The sequence below is a fragment of the Kluyvera georgiana genome (assembly GCF_050990895.1).
Taxonomy (GTDB): domain Bacteria; phylum Pseudomonadota; class Gammaproteobacteria; order Enterobacterales; family Enterobacteriaceae; genus Kluyvera; species Kluyvera georgiana.
This window is the reverse complement of the sequence record NZ_CP158865.1, coordinates 647,767-663,598: the sequence shown is the minus strand read 5'-3', so window position 1 is coordinate 663,598 and position 15,832 is coordinate 647,767. Positions and strand designations below refer to the sequence as shown.

The window sequence follows — 15,832 nt, the reverse complement described above, 5'->3', positions numbered from 1 at the left end:
AGAAGGTGCGTCGTAACGCAGGTAAATCGTGTAAGCAGGTTAACCATTTTATAATTTTGTCGACTTTTTACATTCGACTCTGAGTTTTTAACCATTTGATAACCATCAGATGGTCGTGTCTAGTCCCTTCACCGCTATTTTTAGATGAAAACTCGACAAACATCTAGTTTTATAGATTTTGTATTGGCAAAATCTATAAGGTGATTGACATCACAATATCTTACAGATATTGATTAATTTACCATTAAAAACAATGAATTATAAAAATAAAACAACAGATAACTCACGTCAGAAAGGCGCAAAATAAAAGTATAAAAAGTAGGGAAAAGACGAGCTTCAGGGGATTGTTTACGGCAAGCGTCAATAAATATCGTAGCGATGGAGAAGGAAAAGAGATAATGGCGCGGGTAAGCGCCATAGGAAGTCATCCTGGTAGCAGGTGAAACGGCGGAAGAATAACGTTATTTGGCGTGCCAGTAGGCACTGGAGCGGACCAGCTGCGGGTCAATCGCATCGGTCACAAATCCATCGGTCAGGTTTTTAACCACCTTCCCTTCACCGGTCAGCCAGATAAAGTAGTCGGATGACGGCACCGTGAGCTGCGCCAGGCGCGTGGCAACGGCGGCGGCGTTATAGTCGCTAATCCATTCAATATTGAACTCATCAAAACCGGCCAGATAGGCTTTATCCGCCACGTCACGCACCATCACCAGCGCGGTAACCTGCGGACGCTGCGCCAGCGTGCGTAACGCCTCCAGGCGGCGTCGCAGCGCCGGCATGCCGGTTTCATCGCACACGTAAAGCTGCCAGGCATAATCTTCCGGAACGACCAGCGACCCGCGCGGACCACCGAGCGTCAGCGTATCACCCGCCTTCGCTTCCATCGCCCATTGGCTTGCGACACCGCCATCGTGAATGAAGAAGTCATAGGCCAGCTCATGGCGTTCAGCATTATACAGCGGGGTATAGTCACGCGACTGCGGACGGACGCCATCAGCCCAGACGATACCTTCATCGGTTATCGTCGGCGGCGTGATTTTGGTCCCGGCTTGCGGGAAGAATAATTTAGTGTGGTCGTCAAAACCAAGTGAACTAAAGCCTTCCAGCGCCTCGCCGCCCAGCACCACGCGCTGAAACGCGTTGCCGATGCGCTCAACGCGCAGCACGGTCAGTTCACGAAAACGAAGTTCATTGCGCACGCGCTGTGGGTACTTTTTCTCTTTCATTGAGCGTCTCTCTGGCAAATAGATATATCTAAATATTTTGCAAATGATAATGATTGCCAATTAAACAGAAAGCAAGCAATTTTTATGATATAGATAAAAACGAGCACTAAAAATCACACCACCAAATAAAATCATTTATTATCAACACCATAATTAATTTCACTATTTCTGGATTGCTAAATCCACATATTTAGATATAAATTAGATATATCTAACTTGTAGCCAGGAGTGAATAATGAGACCTTTCTCTGATGCCGAGCATCGCGGCCGTGGTCATCATGGTGGACGACGTCAGCGTTTCTTTGGCCACGGCGAATTGCGTCTGGTGCTCCTCAGCATTCTGAAAGACAACGCCAGCCACGGCTATGAACTGATTAAAGCCATTGAGTCCCTGACCCAGGGGAACTACACCCCAAGCCCGGGCGTGATCTACCCGTCACTCGATCTGCTCCAGGATCAGGGGTTGATTACGGTTCAGGAAGAAGACGGGGGGCGTAAACGAATCGCTATCACCGTCGAGGGCACACGGACGCTGGAAAAAAACCGGGATCAGTTGGAACAGATCCAGGCGCGGATAAAGGCCAGGATGGTAGGGCATGAACTGCGCAAAAATCCGCAGATGAAACGGGCGATCGATAACTTTAAGGCCGTGCTGGACCTGAAGGTCAACCAGGGGGAAGTCAGCGACGCGCAGCTGAAACAGATTATTGGCGTTATCGACCGCGCGGCGCTGGAGATCTCACAGCTGGATTAATGCAGTACGGTGACGGCATCCTGAAGCCGGCTGGCGCGGCGCTTGACCATCGCCGACACGTTGGCGCTTTCCGCCACCAGCCCGGCATTCATCTGGGTGATCTCATCGAGTTTTGCCACGGCCCGAGTGACATCAGACAGCCCGGTAGCCTGTTCAGACGTCGATTGGCTAATCTGCGCAATCAACTCAGTGACATTCTGTACCTGCGAGACAATGTCATCCATCGTGCGCCCCGCGGCGTGCACCTGCTCAGAACCGGATCGCACCTTGCTGGCGCTGGCTTCAATCAGCTGGCGAATTTCGTTAGCCGCCGTCGCGCTTCGGCTGGCCAAATGGCGCACCTCTCCCGCCACCACCGCAAATCCTTTTCCCTGCTCGCCGGCCCGCGCCGCTTCAACGGCCGCATTCAGCGCCAGAATATTGGTCTGGAAGGCAATATCGTTAATCAATGTGGTAATCGAGCCAATGCGCTGCGTACTGTCAGCAATATCTTCCATCGTCTGCACAACCCGGTGCATTGCCTGACCTCCCTGCGATGCCGCACCGCTGGCGGCCAGCGATAGCTTGTCGGCCTCGGCGGCGGTCTGGGAATTATTCTGTACGGAAGCCGCCATCTGGCTCATGGTAGCAACGGTTTGCTGGACGTTGACCACCGTTTCCTGAGTACGCTGGTTCAGCTCTTCGTTACCGCGCGCCAGAACATCGCTACCGTCGCTGACGCTGTTCACCTGGCTTGAGACATCGTTAATTAGCCAACGGCACATCAGCCCCAGCTGGCCGACGGAGCGCAGCATCAACCCCAGCTCATCACAGCGTTTTAAATGGTCAACGCTGTTGCGCTCGCCGGTCGCCACGCTCAGCGCCTGACGAGCGACGTTCTCAATAGGGCGAATAATCTGCCACTCCAGCATGGCGGTCGCCAGCAGCACTATCAGCGCTGATGCCAGTACTGCCGTCGTGGGTGCCCCCAGCGTCAGCAGACTTGCGGCCAGCAGCAGGTAACATCCCAGCGTGACGCTACGCATTCGCCAGCGCAGCGGTATTCCCGCCAGTTTGCCCCACCAGCGTTTGCTGACGACAAGACCTTTATGCAGGCGCTTGTTGCTGCGATTTTCCCGCAGCGCCTGATATAGCGGCTCGACGGCGGCAACCTCTTCAGCAGAAGCCATCGTGCGGATAGACATATAGCCTATCGTTTTGCCATTACGCACCTGCGGGATGGCGTTCGCGCGCACCCAGTAATGGCCGCCGGTTTTAGGCCGGTTTTTGACGATTCCGCTCCACGGCTCTCCCTGCTTGAGCGTACGCCACATATCGGCAAACGCCGCTTTTGGCATATCAGGGTGACGCACCAGATTGTGCGGTTTGCCATGCATCTCTTCACGGCTGTAGCCGCTCACTTTCACAAAGGCATCATTAACGTGAGTGATGTAACTTTCGAGATCGGTGGTCGACATGAGCGTGGTACGCTCGTCCAGCGGTGATGTGGACGGGTTTGGATCGGACAGGGTAGACATACGGACATCCTTTTCAGGTGCTGAAAGAAAATGTATAGCAGTTGTTATATCGGAGAGAATTTAATTAACCTTAATTGTTAATTTTGCGTTAGATCGCAAAATTAACAAAAGCCCTACTTTTTTTATGGCACGCCCGGCTGCGCGATGGTGGCGCAAAACCTGCCCCATCCTGGCGCAACCTGCCCTTTTGCGTTCCCGCTCTAAGCCCCATCCACGAGCCGCTGGACGATTAAATATTGTACACAACCGGTTTCTCCTGGCATTTATCCCGATTTTCTGCGTTGCCACTGAAGTGGCGTAATCCCTGCAATACTTAATTCAGTATCGTGTGATACGTGACCCCCAGGAGCACATTTTGAACAGGTTACCTTCCAGCGCCTCGGCTTTGGCCTGCAGCGCGCACGCACTGAATCTCATTGAAAAGCGAACGCTTGACCATGAGGAGATGAAAGCACTTAACCAGGAGGTCAGGGAATACTTTAAAGAGCATGTGAATCCCGGGTTTTTAGAGTATCGAAAATCTGTAACTGCCGGTGGGGATTACGGAGCCGTAGAGTGGCAGGCGGGAGGGTTAAATACGCTTGTCGACACCCAGGGTCAGGAGTTTCTGGATTGCCTGGGCGGTTTTGGTATTTTCAACGTGGGGCACCGTAATCCAGTGGTGGTTTCCGCCGTACAGAATCAGCTCGCCAAACAACCCCTTCACAGCCAGGAATTACTTGATCCTCTGCGCGCCATGCTTGCCAAAACGCTGGCCGCACTGGCGCCGGGCAAGCTGAAATACAGCTTCTTTAGCAACAGCGGAACCGAGTCGGTGGAAGCGGCGCTGAAGCTGGCGAAAGCTTATCAATCATCGCGCGGTAAATTTACCTTTATCGCCACCAGCGGGGCCTTCCACGGTAAATCGCTTGGTGCGCTGTCCGCAACCGCGAAATCGACCTTCCGTAAGCCGTTTATGCCGCTGCTGCCGGGCTTCCGCCACGTGCCGTTCGGCAATATCGACGCCATGCGCACGATGCTGAGCGAGTGCCAGAAAACCGGCGACGATGTGGCGGCGGTGATCCTCGAACCGATTCAGGGTGAAGGCGGCGTGATTCTGCCTCCGCAGGGCTACCTGCCCGCCGTGCGTAAGCTGTGCGATGAGTTCGGCGCGCTGCTGATCTTCGACGAAGTGCAAACCGGCATGGGCCGCACCGGCAAAATGTTCGCCTGCGAGCATGAAAACGTGCAGCCGGACATTCTCTGTCTGGCGAAAGCGCTGGGCGGCGGCGTGATGCCGATTGGCGCAACGATTGCCACCGAAGAGGTGTTTTCGGTGCTGTTTGACAACCCGTTCCTGCACACCACCACTTTTGGCGGCAACCCGCTGGCCTGTGCGGCGGCGCTGGCCACCATCAACGTCTTGCTGACCGAGAATCTGCCCGCTCAGGCGGAGCAGAAAGGCGATATGCTGCTGGACGGCTTCCGCTGTATGGCGCGCGAATATCCGGATCTGGTCCGCGAAGCGCGCGGCAGAGGGATGCTGATGGCTATCGAGTTTGTCGATAACGAAATTGGCTATAGCTTTGCCAGCGAGATGTTCCGCCAGCACGTGCTGGTGGCCGGCACGCTGAACAACGCGAAAACAATCCGCATCGAACCGCCGTTAACGCTGACGATAGAACAGTGCGACCAGGTGCTGAAAGCGGCGCGTAAAGCGCTGGCAGCCCTGCGCGTTAGCCAGAATCAGGTGGCAACCGAGCAGTAAACTCACGCCCCCTACGGTTTCGTGGGGGGGCGTTCTTTGAATCCCATCACAATCATTGCATTCCCCTTTTCCCTTTTCCCCGCCGACGGCTAAATTAGTAACTCATCCGACCACATAACAATAATTTCACATACTGGACATCCTTATGAGCTATCCGTCGCTGTTCGCCCCGCTCGATCTGGGGTTTACCCAGCTGAAAAACCGTGTGTTGATGGGTTCGATGCATACCGGGCTGGAGGAGTTCCCTGACGGCGCTGAGCGCCTGGCAGCCTTCTACGCCGAACGCGCACGTCACGGCGTGGCGCTGATCGTCAGCGGCGGGATAGCCCCGGATCCCACCGGCGTGGGGATGGCGGGCGGCGCGATGCTGAATGACGTCAGCCAACTGCCGCACCACCGCACGATTACCGATGCCGTGCATCAGGAAGGTGGCAAAATTGCGCTGCAGATCCTGCATACCGGGCGCTATAGCTATCAGCCTGACCTGGTGGCGCCTTCTTCGCTTCAGGCGCCGATCAATCGCTTTACGCCGCGCGAACTGACGCATGAGGGTATTCTGGGGCTGATCGACGACTTCGCACGCTGCGCCCAGCTGGCGCGGGAGGCGGGCTATGACGGCGTGGAAGTGATGGGCTCAGAAGGCTATCTGATTAACGAGTTTCTCGCCGCACGCACCAACCTGCGTCACGATGAATGGGGCGGTAACTACGACAACCGCATGCGCTTCGCGGTTGAAGTGGTGCGCACCGTACGCCAGCGCGTTGGAAACGACTTTATTATCATCTACCGTCTGTCGATGCTGGATCTCGTGGACAATGGCGGCACCTTTGATGAAACCGTCCGCCTCGCCCAGGCGATCGAAGCCGCAGGGGCGACGATCATCAACACCGGGATCGGCTGGCACGAAGCGCGGATCCCGACCATTGCCACGCCGGTACCGCGTGGCGCATTTAGCTGGGTCACCCGCAAGCTCAAAGGCCATGTGACGCTCCCACTGGTGACAACCAACCGTATTAACGATCCGCAGGTCGCCGACGATATTCTGGCTCGCGGCGATGCCGATATGGTGTCGATGGCCCGTCCATTCCTTGCCGATGCCGAGCTGCTGTCAAAAGCCCAGTCGGGTCGCGCCGATGAGATCAACACCTGTATCGGCTGCAACCAGGCCTGCCTCGATCAGATTTTTGTCGGCAAGGTGACCTCATGTCTGGTCAACCCTCGCGCCTGTCACGAAACCAAAATGCCGATTCTCCCGGCCACCACGTGTAAGAACCTGGCGGTTGTCGGCGCGGGCCCTGCGGGGCTGGCGTTTGCCATCAACGCCGCCGCGCGCGGTCATCAGGTAACGCTGTTCGACGGTAGCGCAGAGATCGGCGGGCAATTTAATGTCGCCAAACAGATCCCCGGCAAAGAAGAGTTTTACGAAACGCTGCGCTATTACCGCCGGATGATCGACGTCACCGGTGTGACGTTGAGGTTGAATCATCGCGTCACCGCAGACGATCTGCTCAACTTTGATGAAACGATCCTCGCCACCGGGATCACCCCGCGCACACCGCCTATTGAAGGCATCGATCATCCAAAAGTTCTGACCTATCTGGACGTGCTGCGCGATAAAGCGCCGGTAGGCCAGCGGGTGGCGATTATCGGCTGCGGCGGCATCGGCTTTGATACGGCGATGTATCTCAGCCAGCCCGGTAACCCAACCAGCCAGAATATTGCCGAGTTCTGCGTGGAATGGGGCATCGATACCAGCCTGCAGCAGGCAGGTGGCCTGCGCCCGGAAGGGCCGCATCTGGCCCGCAGCCCGCGGCAGATTGTGATGCTGCAGCGTAAGGCCAGCAAGCCGGGCGAAGGGTTAGGTAAAACCACCGGCTGGATCCACCGCACGACCCTGCTTTCTCGCGGCGTGAAGATGATCCCGGCGGTCAGCTATCAGAAGATCGACGATGCGGGGCTGCATGTTGAGATCGGCGGCGAGCCGCAGCTGCTGGCGGTCGATAACGTGATTATCTGCGCAGGTCAGGAGCCAAACCGCACGCTGCAAGCCCCCCTGCTGGCGGCGGGCAAGACGGTGCACTTAATTGGCGGCAGCGACGTCGCGGGCGAACTGGATGCCCGACGGGCGATTGCGCAAGGGACGAAGCTGGCGCTGGAAATATAGAGGATAAGACGATTATTCCATCATCCGGCAATCTGCACCCAACTGCCTGATGACGCTTCGCTTATCAGGCCTACAAACGTAGGCCTGATAAGGCGGCGACGCCGTTAATCGTATTAACGACGACGACCTAACTTCACCGCTTTCAGAATCACAAACTTATTATTCGTCGCGATGGTTTCACAGTTGCCAAAAATCTTCTTCAGCTTGTGGAAGTAGTCGAGGTGACGGTTGGCCACGATATACAGCTCGCCGTTGATCTTCAGGCAGCGGCGGGCGTGGTGGAACATCTCCCAGGCGATGTTATCGGTCAGCGCGTGCTTCTGGTGGAACGGCGGGTTGCAGAACACCGCGTTGAAGCGGAAAGGCTCGACGCCGGAGAGCGCGTTGTTAATCATAAACTCGCTGCGATCCAGCGCATCCGGCAGGTTGGTCTCGACGTTCAGGCGGCTGGAGGCCACCGCCATCGGCGATTCATCCACAAACACCACCTGCGCCTGCGGGTTTTTCGCCAGCAGGGTCATGCCCAGTACGCCGTTGCCACAGCCGAGGTCCACAATCTCCCCTTCCAGGTTTTCCGGCAGGTACTGCATAAAGAAACGCGCGCCGATATCCAGCCCGGTACGGGAGAAGACGTTAGCATGGTTGTGGATGGTCCAGTCGGTGCCTTCCAGCTTCCAGCTCAGGGTCTGGGCGGTGTCGGCCAGCGCCGGTTTGGTAAAGGTGCCGTTAATCAGACGCGCCTTTTTCCACGCCAGCGTGGTGGTGGTTGGGCCCAGAACCTTCTCGAACAGTTCCAGCGTCGAGGTGTGAATGTCGCGTGCTTTCGCCCCGGCGATAATGCGCGTTTCTGGCGTCACCACTTCACGCAGCGCGCGCAGCTGCTGCTCCAGCAGCGCCATGGTTTTAGGGATTTTAATCAGCACGACGCCGGGCGCCTGCGGGTATTCCGCAGTGCTGTCGAGAAATTTCACGCTCGATTCGGCGATATCGTTATGGCGCAGGTTTTCTCGGGTCGCCAGCTCGCTTAAGTAGGAGTCGCCAATGCTGTACGGCGTATGCTCAGCCAGCGCACAGGCCAGCGCGCCGAAGGTATCATTCAGGATCAGCACCGGGCCGCTAATTTCGGTATCGTCCAGCTGTTGCAGCAGATATTCATCCGCCGCTTCCCACGCCAGCAGCGGGTTAACGTCGTCCGTCTCCGGGAAACGTTTAAGTGTCAGTGAACGGAAACCGTTGTCTGTGTGGCTCATCGGCCCTCCTGAATGGTAAAATTTCGGCTTATCCCTGAAAAGGGTGCGTGAGTATACACAAAATCACCAATGATGCGTTAAGGCAGCAAGCAATTTGCCGCCTTTAGTACGTCACATTACGCCGGTAAATCGTCCTTCGCCAGATGAGACAGACGTTTATCATCCAGGCTATATTTGCTCATGATGACAATCAGCAACGCGACCAGAACGCCAGGGAAGACGGTAAACAGCAGTTTGATCATCTCCAGCGCCGAGTCCGTTTGCTGTGCGGCACCGCCCACATAATTACCCCACGCCAGCATATAGCCAACCAACGCGCCGCCGATGGCAATCCCTAACTTGATAGCAAACAGGTTCGTCGAAAACACAATGCCGCTGAGTTTTTTGCCGCTGCGTTTCTCTTCCGCATCAATAATATCGGACAGCATGCTCCACTGGAGTGGTGTGGCTGCCAGTTGAATAATATTGATGATAATCACCAGCGCGAAAATCGCCGCTACGTTCCCAGCCGGGACAAAATACATGGCAATCAGCAGCGCCGCTTCCAGCGTCATCGACAGCTTAAAGCCTTTCACTTTGTCGATATTTTTGAAGATAAAAGGCGACAGCATCGCGCCCAGTACCCCGGAGGCCAGCGTAGCGGTCAGCAGCAGGCTGCCCAGATCCGCACGTCCCATGATGTTATTAACGTAATAGAGCGTGGTGCCGCCTTTGAACAAGACAGCAATCAGGTTCACCACGTTCAGCGCAAACAGAATGCGCCAGTCTTTATTGGCGAGCAGCGTTTTCAGGTCGTCGAGAATACTACTTTGATTATTCGCCGAAATATCGGTAATGAAACGTTCTTTGGTCAGGCCAAAACAGATAAAGAACAACACAATGCTCAGGCAACCCATGACGATCATGGTGTAAAAGTAGCCGTTCTGCACGTTCCCTTTCCCCAGCCAGGCCACCAGCGGCAGCGCGGTGAGCGATACAATCAGCCCGCCAAGCGTGCTGAGCGCAAAGCGCCAGGATTGCAGTGACACGCGCTCTCTGGAATCGTTGGAAATATTATTGATCATGGCGCAATACGGGACGTTAATAGCCGTATACACCAGGGATAACAGCGTATAAGAGACGTAGGCGTAAATCAGTTTTCCGGTATAACCAAAATCAGGGGTATAAAAAGTTAAACAGCAGAGAACACCAAATGGAATCGCAAACCACAGAATATAAGGACGGAATTGCCCATATTTAGTTCGGGTTCTGTCGGCTACCGCGCCCATTAATACGTCGGTAACGGCATCCAACGCGCGTACGGCCAGAAACATCGTGCCCATATGCGCCGGACTTAAACCGAAAACATCGGTATAGAACCAGGCCATAAACAACATCACCGTTTGCCAGACTAAATTACATCCGGTATCGCCTAATCCATAACTAAACTTTTCCTTCATACTGATACGGGCAATATTCATAGCATCTCCGCCAAAATAAAACTGTAAAAACCACCGTTAACCTGTCATAAGTACGTTATTGCGAAGGGCGATTGGGTTATGTATAAAGAATCCTGTTTAATATAAGAAGAGTGTACCCAATGAGTGATGAATCTCCCGTTTTCGAGAAGATTCCGGTGCGTACCGGCGAGCTTTTTACGCTCCGTATAGACAATATTAATAATTTCAATGGGATAAATGTTGTCCCTCATTATCATATGATGGATGAGCTGATGTGGTTTCGCGATTCGGCGGGAAGCTACGTCATTGGTGATGAAAAATTTTCTATAAAAAATAATACGTTGGTTTTTGTACCCGCGCTGCTGATCCATGAAATGGCTATTCCCGCCGCCGCCACGCACAAGCGTTATCTTATGCAATTCGAAAAAGAGTGGCTGGACGGTTATGATCTGTCGCTCACCGCCGCCCACTGCGGCGCGGTGGCCTACCTGTCCGGTGAAGAGGCCGAGCGGCTGGAACAGCTTCTCAGCTGGTGCGGCGAGTTTACCGACTTCACCGACCCGCTGTTCCGCTCGCTGATGCAGAGCGTGCTGCTGCACGCGTTTAACAGCCTGAAAGGATCGGTGCTGATCACCGAACACACCAGCCATCGCTATCTGAGCGAACTTATCGAGCTACTGCAATCCATTGATATCAGTGAGAATTTCGAGATGACCACCGAAGAAGCGGCCCGCCGCTGTCAGTGGTCAAAATCATGGTTCTCAAAAACCTTTAAGTCCGCCTTCGGCATCAGCTTTAAGAAATTTATGCTGCTGCGCAAGCTGAACATCGCCATCAACCTGCTCACAAATACCGATCTGAAAATCAGCGATATCTCACAAAGCGCTGGCTTCACCGATAGCGCCTATTTTTGTCTTAAATTCAAAGAGATGATGAACGACACTCCGCTTGCTTTTCGCCACAAAGTCCGCACTACTGACGCGGTAGGCAGCCAGGCGACGCAATAAAGATGTTTTTGTGAGGTAAATCACTCACTAGTGTACGAATCTTATATAAATAAAAAGAGTCTACATATCATCATCGGCAGTAACGTTTTAAGATCCTCACATAGACTTAATATCGAGGATAAAAACGATGATTCAGAATCCTATTTTTAAAGGTTTTAATCCTGACCCTAGTATCTGCCGTCGCGGCGATGATTATTATGTCGCCGTCTCATCATTCGAGTGGTTTCCTGGATTACCCATTTATCACTCCAGAGATTTAAAAAACTGGCAATTACTGACCCACGTACTTACCGATGATAATAACCCTGATTTAAAAAAGTTACCGTCAGCGAAAGGTATTTGGGCACCCAGCCTGACCTGGTGCGAAGAAGAAAAATTGTTTTACGTTATTTATGGCGTGATGAATTCAATGAACTCGCGCTATTTTGACGTCGATAATTTCTTAATTACCGCCAGTGATATCAATGGCCCGTGGAGTGAGCCAGTATATTTACACTCTGCCGGGTTTGATGCCTCAATTCTCCACGATAACGACGGTAAAAAATGGATTGTATCACTGGAGTGGGAAACCCGCGAAAATTACGAAAAACCGGGGGCGATATGTCTGGTGGAATATTCACCGCAGGAACAGCGCGTTGTCGGTTATCCCAAACGTATCTGGCACGGCGGCACCGACCGCGGCTGCATCGAAGCCCCTCATCTGACCCGTCGCGGCGACAACTACTACCTGATGGTTGCCGAAGGCGGAACCGGCTACGGACACGCGGTGACAATGGCACGCGCCACCCAGGTTGACGGCCCGTATGAAGGCGACCCGCAAAACCCCATTCTGACCTCCTGGCCGCAAAACTTTAACGAACGCCAGGATGCCTGGCATCTGAAAACCCACTATTTCAACCCGGCGACGTATCTGCAAAAAGCCGGGCACGGCAGCTATGTTGAGACGCCGGACGGCGAAGTCTGGCTGACTCATCTGTGCAGCCGCCCATTCCGTGACACGCTACGCTGCACACTGGGGCGCGAAACCGCGATTCAGAAAATGCAGTGGACGGAGGATGGCTGGCTACGCCTGGCGGTGGGCGGCAACCTTGCGCAGCATCTGGTGGAAGAGTCAACGTTAGCGCCGCACCCTTTTCCCGCCAAACCCGCACGCGATGATTTCGATGCCGCTACCCTGGATAACACCTTCTATACGCCACGGATCCGCTTTCAGCGCTTTACCAGTCTGAACCGCCAGCCCGGCTATCTCGCCATTCGCGGCCAGGAATCTCTGAGTTCGTTAAATAAGGTCAGCCTGGTGGCGAAAAAGCTGACCTCGGTGTATGCCGATATCAGCACAAAGATGGCATTCACGCCGGAAATTTATCAGCACAGCGCCGGGTTGGTGCTCTACTACGACAATATGAATTACCTGTTCCTGCATAAAACCTGGGATGAAGCGTCAGGCGGCGCGCAGCTCGCCATTACGCATATTGATAACGGCGAACGGCGCGATGCGACGCAAAAGGTCAAGCTGCCGGAAGGTGAGATTTACCTCGCCATGGCGATTAACGGCCGCGAAATCCAATGTTCGTGGTCTGCTGATGGTCAGCACTATAACAATATCGGCCCGCGCTACGACACTTCGCGCTTTTCCGATGAATACAGCCAATACGGCGAATTTACCGGCGCGTTTGTCGGTATGGCCTGCGTTGATAGCATGCTGCATTGTCAGGAGGCGCGGTTCGACTTTTTCAGCTACAACGCCGTTGAAGATGCCGTCATCGAGTAAGCGTCTGTTCTGGCATCCCGCCCGTACGGGGTGCTAGAATTCCCTCCCGCAGCCGCGTTATTACTCAGATATCCGTCATGACCACACTACCGTATCTCCAGGGTTACCCTGAATCTCTGCTGGCGCAGGTCACCGTGCTGATTGAGCAAAAACGGCTCGAGGACGTCCTTCAGAAACGTTACCCGACCCGCCACGACATCAGCACCGACAAAGCGCTGTATCAGTACACCCAAGATCTAAAAAGCCAGTACCTGCGCAACGCGCCGCCGATCAATAAAGTGATGTACGACAACAAGATCCACGTATTGAAAAACGCGCTGGGGCTGCACACCGCCGTGTCGCGCGTGCAGGGCGGCAAGCTGAAAGCGAAAGCCGAGATCCGCGTCGCGACCGTTTTCCGTAATGCGCCGGAACCCTTTCTGAAAATGATCGTCGTGCATGAGCTGGCGCATCTGAAAGAAAAAGATCACAACAAAGCCTTCTACCAGCTGTGCTGCCATATGGAGCCGCAGTACCACCAACTGGAGTTTGATACCCGCCTTTGGCTGACGCATCTTTCGTTAAAGGAAACTGCGTAGTCGGGCACTGGCAATGTCATAAAGGCGTGTTACATTGACGGCAGAATCCCTTTATGGAGCCTGAAGGCGTTTATGATACGTTTCGCTGTGATTGGAACAAACTGGATCACCCGACAGTTTGTCGATGCCGCCCATGAGACCGGCAAGTTCAAGTTGACCGCCGTCTATTCCCGCAGCCTTGAACAGGCGCAAAGCTTCGCTAATGATTATCTTGTTGAGCACCTCTTCACCTCGTTAGAGGCGATGGCGCAAAGCGAAGATATTGATGCGGTGTATATTGCCAGCCCAAACTCGCTGCACGTCCCGCAAACCGAGCTGTTCTTGCGCCATAAAAAGCACGTCATCTGCGAGAAGCCGCTGGCTTCCAATATTGACGAAGCCGAGCGGGTGATCGCCGCGGCCCGCGAAAATCAGGTGGTGCTGTTCGAAGCGTTTAAAACCGCCAGCCTGCCGAACTTCCAGCAGCTCCAGCAGGCGCTGCCGAAACTTGGGCAGATTCGTAAGGCGTTTATCAACTACTGCCAGTACTCTTCGCGCTACCAGCGCTATCTCGACGGCGAAAATCCAAATACCTTTAACCCGGCCTTCTCCAACGGTTCGATTATGGATATCGGTTTTTACTGTCTGGCCTCCGCCATCGCGCTGTGGGGAGAACCGCAGCAGATTCAGGCTTCGGCCAGCCTGCTGGAGAGCGGCGTGGATGCCCACGGCGTGGTGATGCTGGACTACGGCGACTTCAGCGTGACGCTGCAACACTCGAAAGTCAGCGACTCTACCCTGCCAAGCGAAATTCAGGGTGAGGCGGGCGCGCTGGTGATTGAGAAAATCTCCGAATGCCAGAAAGTCTCCTTCGTGCCGCGCGGCAGTAAAGCGCAGGATCTCAGCCAGCCGCAGCATATTAATACTATGCTGTATGAAGCCGAAGAGTTTGCGCGCCTGGTCGAAAACAACGAAGTTGACCACCCGGGGCTGGAAGTCAGCCGCATTACCGCCAAAGTTCAGACCGAGATTCGTCGCCAGACCGGCGTCGTCTTCCCGGCGGATGCGTAAAGCAACGTAAACGGATATTGTCGGCCATTGACGAAATCAATGGCCTGTCATATTTTGTTACCTGCAAAGGGGAGTAACTTCCTTGTCGGTGGATCGTCATTACGATACGTGAAAACGTATCCGGTCGCCGGGCAACGAAAAAGGAATGCGTCAGCGCATTCTTTTTTCGTTGTAAGTGAGACCTTGCCGGAAGGCGAGGTCTATGCATAAAAAGCAACGGCTATCGTCTTCTGACGTTAGCCGTTTTTTTATGCGTAAGGAAATTTCTATGAATACTGTCGGCACACCGTTGCTCTGGGGCGGATTCGCTGTCGTCGTGGTTATCATGCTGGCCATCGACCTGTTTTTACAGGGGCGGCGCGGCGCTCACACCATGTCCATGAAGCAGGCAGCAAGCTGGTCGCTGGTCTGGGTCACCCTCTCATTACTGTTTAACGCCGCATTCTGGTGGTATCTGGTGCAGACCCAGGGCCGCGCGGTGGCCGACCCTCAGGCGCTGGCCTTCCTCACCGGCTATCTGATCGAGAAATCGCTGGCGGTAGATAACGTCTTCGTCTGGCTGATGCTGTTCAGCTACTTCTCGGTGCCCGCCGCGTTGCAGCGTCGAGTGCTGGTGTACGGCGTTCTGGGCGCGATCGTGCTGCGTACCATCATGATCTTCGCCGGTAGCTGGCTGATCTCCCAGTTTGAATGGCTGCTGTACGTTTTCGGCGCGTTTCTGCTGTTTACCGGCATCAAGATGGCGCTGGCGAAAGAAGATGAAGGCGGGATCGGCGATAAACCGCTGGTACGCTGGCTGCGCAGCCACCTACGCATGACCGACAAGATCGAGAACGAGCACTTCTTCACGCGTAAAAACGGCGTACTGTTCGCCACGCCGCTGCTGCTGGTACTGATTCTGGTTGAGCTAAGCGATGTGATCTTCGCGGTCGACAGCATTCCGGCTATCTTTGCGGTCACCACCGATCCGTTTATCGTGCTGACGTCTAACCTGTTCGCCATTCTCGGCCTGCGCGCGATGTACTTCCTGCTGGCAGGCGTGGCGGAGCGCTTCTCGATGCTGAAATACGGCCTGTCGGTGATCCTGGTGTTTATCGGTATTAAGATGCTGATCGTCGATTTCTACCATATCCCTATCTCGGTATCGCTGGGCGTTGTCGGTGGGATTCTGGCATTGACGCTGCTCATCAACGCCTGGGTGAATCATCGTAACGATCTGAAAGAAAAGAAAATGTAAAATTTTTTCCCGGCTGAGAAAAACCACGCCGGGAATCTCGCCTCATCGCCCGGGGCTGGCGTAAACGCCTTACCCGGGCCTCTCCATCTTTT

General features: G+C 54.3%; 12 protein-coding genes. 8 read left to right on the top strand and 4 right to left on the bottom strand.

Going from position 1 to position 15,832, the window contains the following annotated elements:
* Nucleotides 1-461: 461 nt before the first annotated feature.
* A complete protein-coding gene (locus tag ABTW00_RS03215) occupies nucleotides 462-1,226 on the bottom strand; it encodes a siderophore-interacting protein (protein ID WP_065356097.1) in 765 nt (254 codons plus the stop codon).
* Nucleotides 1,227-1,461: 235 nt separating this feature from the next.
* Here ABTW00_RS03215 and ABTW00_RS03210 point away from each other — a divergent pair, with 235 nt between their 5' ends.
* Entirely contained in the window at nucleotides 1,462-1,980 is a 519-nt protein-coding gene (locus ABTW00_RS03210; RefSeq protein ID WP_433638800.1) for a PadR family transcriptional regulator, read from the top strand.
* Here the strand turns inward: ABTW00_RS03210 and ABTW00_RS03205 are convergent.
* On the bottom strand, nucleotides 1,977-3,497 hold the full coding sequence (locus ABTW00_RS03205; RefSeq protein ID WP_433638797.1) for a methyl-accepting chemotaxis protein: 1,521 nt from the start codon (nucleotides 3,495-3,497) through the stop codon (nucleotides 1,977-1,979). The two genes, ABTW00_RS03210 and ABTW00_RS03205, sit on opposite strands and share 4 nt — an antisense overlap.
* Nucleotides 3,498-3,852: 355 nt before the next feature.
* On the opposite strand from ABTW00_RS03205, the gene ygjG reads away from it, so the two are divergent.
* Both ygjG and ABTW00_RS03195 read left to right on the top strand, forming a co-directional pair.
* A complete protein-coding gene (gene ygjG / locus ABTW00_RS03200; RefSeq protein WP_433638795.1) occupies nucleotides 3,853-5,244 on the top strand; it encodes a putrescine aminotransferase in 1,392 nt (463 codons plus the stop codon).
* A 145-nt stretch (nucleotides 5,245-5,389) separates the two neighbouring features.
* Nucleotides 5,390-7,408: an FAD-dependent oxidoreductase gene (locus ABTW00_RS03195; protein ID WP_433638792.1), complete on the top strand. Its 2,019-nt coding sequence runs from the start codon at nucleotides 5,390-5,392 to the stop codon at nucleotides 7,406-7,408.
* A 113-nt stretch (nucleotides 7,409-7,521) separates the two neighbouring features.
* Here ABTW00_RS03195 and rlmG read toward each other — a convergent pair whose 3' ends face one another.
* Nucleotides 7,522-8,658 carry a 23S rRNA (guanine(1835)-N(2))-methyltransferase RlmG gene (gene rlmG / locus ABTW00_RS03190; RefSeq protein ID WP_065356101.1) on the bottom strand — a complete coding sequence of 379 codons (1,137 nt, stop codon included), beginning with the start codon at nucleotides 8,656-8,658 and terminating at the stop codon, nucleotides 7,522-7,524.
* Nucleotides 8,659-8,774: 116 nt separating this feature from the next.
* The gene (locus ABTW00_RS03185; RefSeq protein WP_433638788.1) at nucleotides 8,775-10,118 is read right to left on the bottom strand and encodes a glycoside-pentoside-hexuronide (GPH):cation symporter; all 1,344 of its coding nucleotides are present in this window, start codon (nucleotides 10,116-10,118) and stop codon (nucleotides 8,775-8,777) included.
* A gap of 119 nt (nucleotides 10,119-10,237) precedes the next feature.
* Here ABTW00_RS03185 and ABTW00_RS03180 point away from each other — a divergent pair, with 119 nt between their 5' ends.
* The 5 genes from ABTW00_RS03180 to ABTW00_RS03160 all read left to right on the top strand — a co-directional run bounded on the left by ABTW00_RS03180 (nucleotide 10,238) and on the right by ABTW00_RS03160 (nucleotide 15,740).
* Nucleotides 10,238-11,104, top strand: a complete 867-nt coding sequence (locus ABTW00_RS03180) for a helix-turn-helix domain-containing protein (RefSeq protein WP_433638785.1) — start codon at nucleotides 10,238-10,240, stop codon at nucleotides 11,102-11,104.
* A 127-nt stretch (nucleotides 11,105-11,231) separates the two neighbouring features.
* A complete protein-coding gene (locus ABTW00_RS03175; RefSeq protein ID WP_433638782.1) occupies nucleotides 11,232-12,875 on the top strand; it encodes a glycoside hydrolase family 43 protein in 1,644 nt (547 codons plus the stop codon).
* Between the two features lie 77 nt (nucleotides 12,876-12,952).
* On the top strand, nucleotides 12,953-13,453 hold the full coding sequence (locus tag ABTW00_RS03170) for a M48 metallopeptidase family protein (RefSeq protein WP_433638779.1): 501 nt from the start codon (nucleotides 12,953-12,955) through the stop codon (nucleotides 13,451-13,453).
* Nucleotides 13,454-13,525: 72 nt separating this feature from the next.
* A complete protein-coding gene (locus ABTW00_RS03165; protein WP_433638777.1) occupies nucleotides 13,526-14,503 on the top strand; it encodes a Gfo/Idh/MocA family protein in 978 nt (325 codons plus the stop codon).
* Nucleotides 14,504-14,771: 268 nt separating this feature from the next.
* Complete coding sequence (locus ABTW00_RS03160) at nucleotides 14,772-15,740, top strand: TerC family protein (protein WP_065356104.1); 969 nt, start codon at nucleotides 14,772-14,774, stop codon at nucleotides 15,738-15,740.
* Nucleotides 15,741-15,832 lie beyond the last annotated feature (92 nt).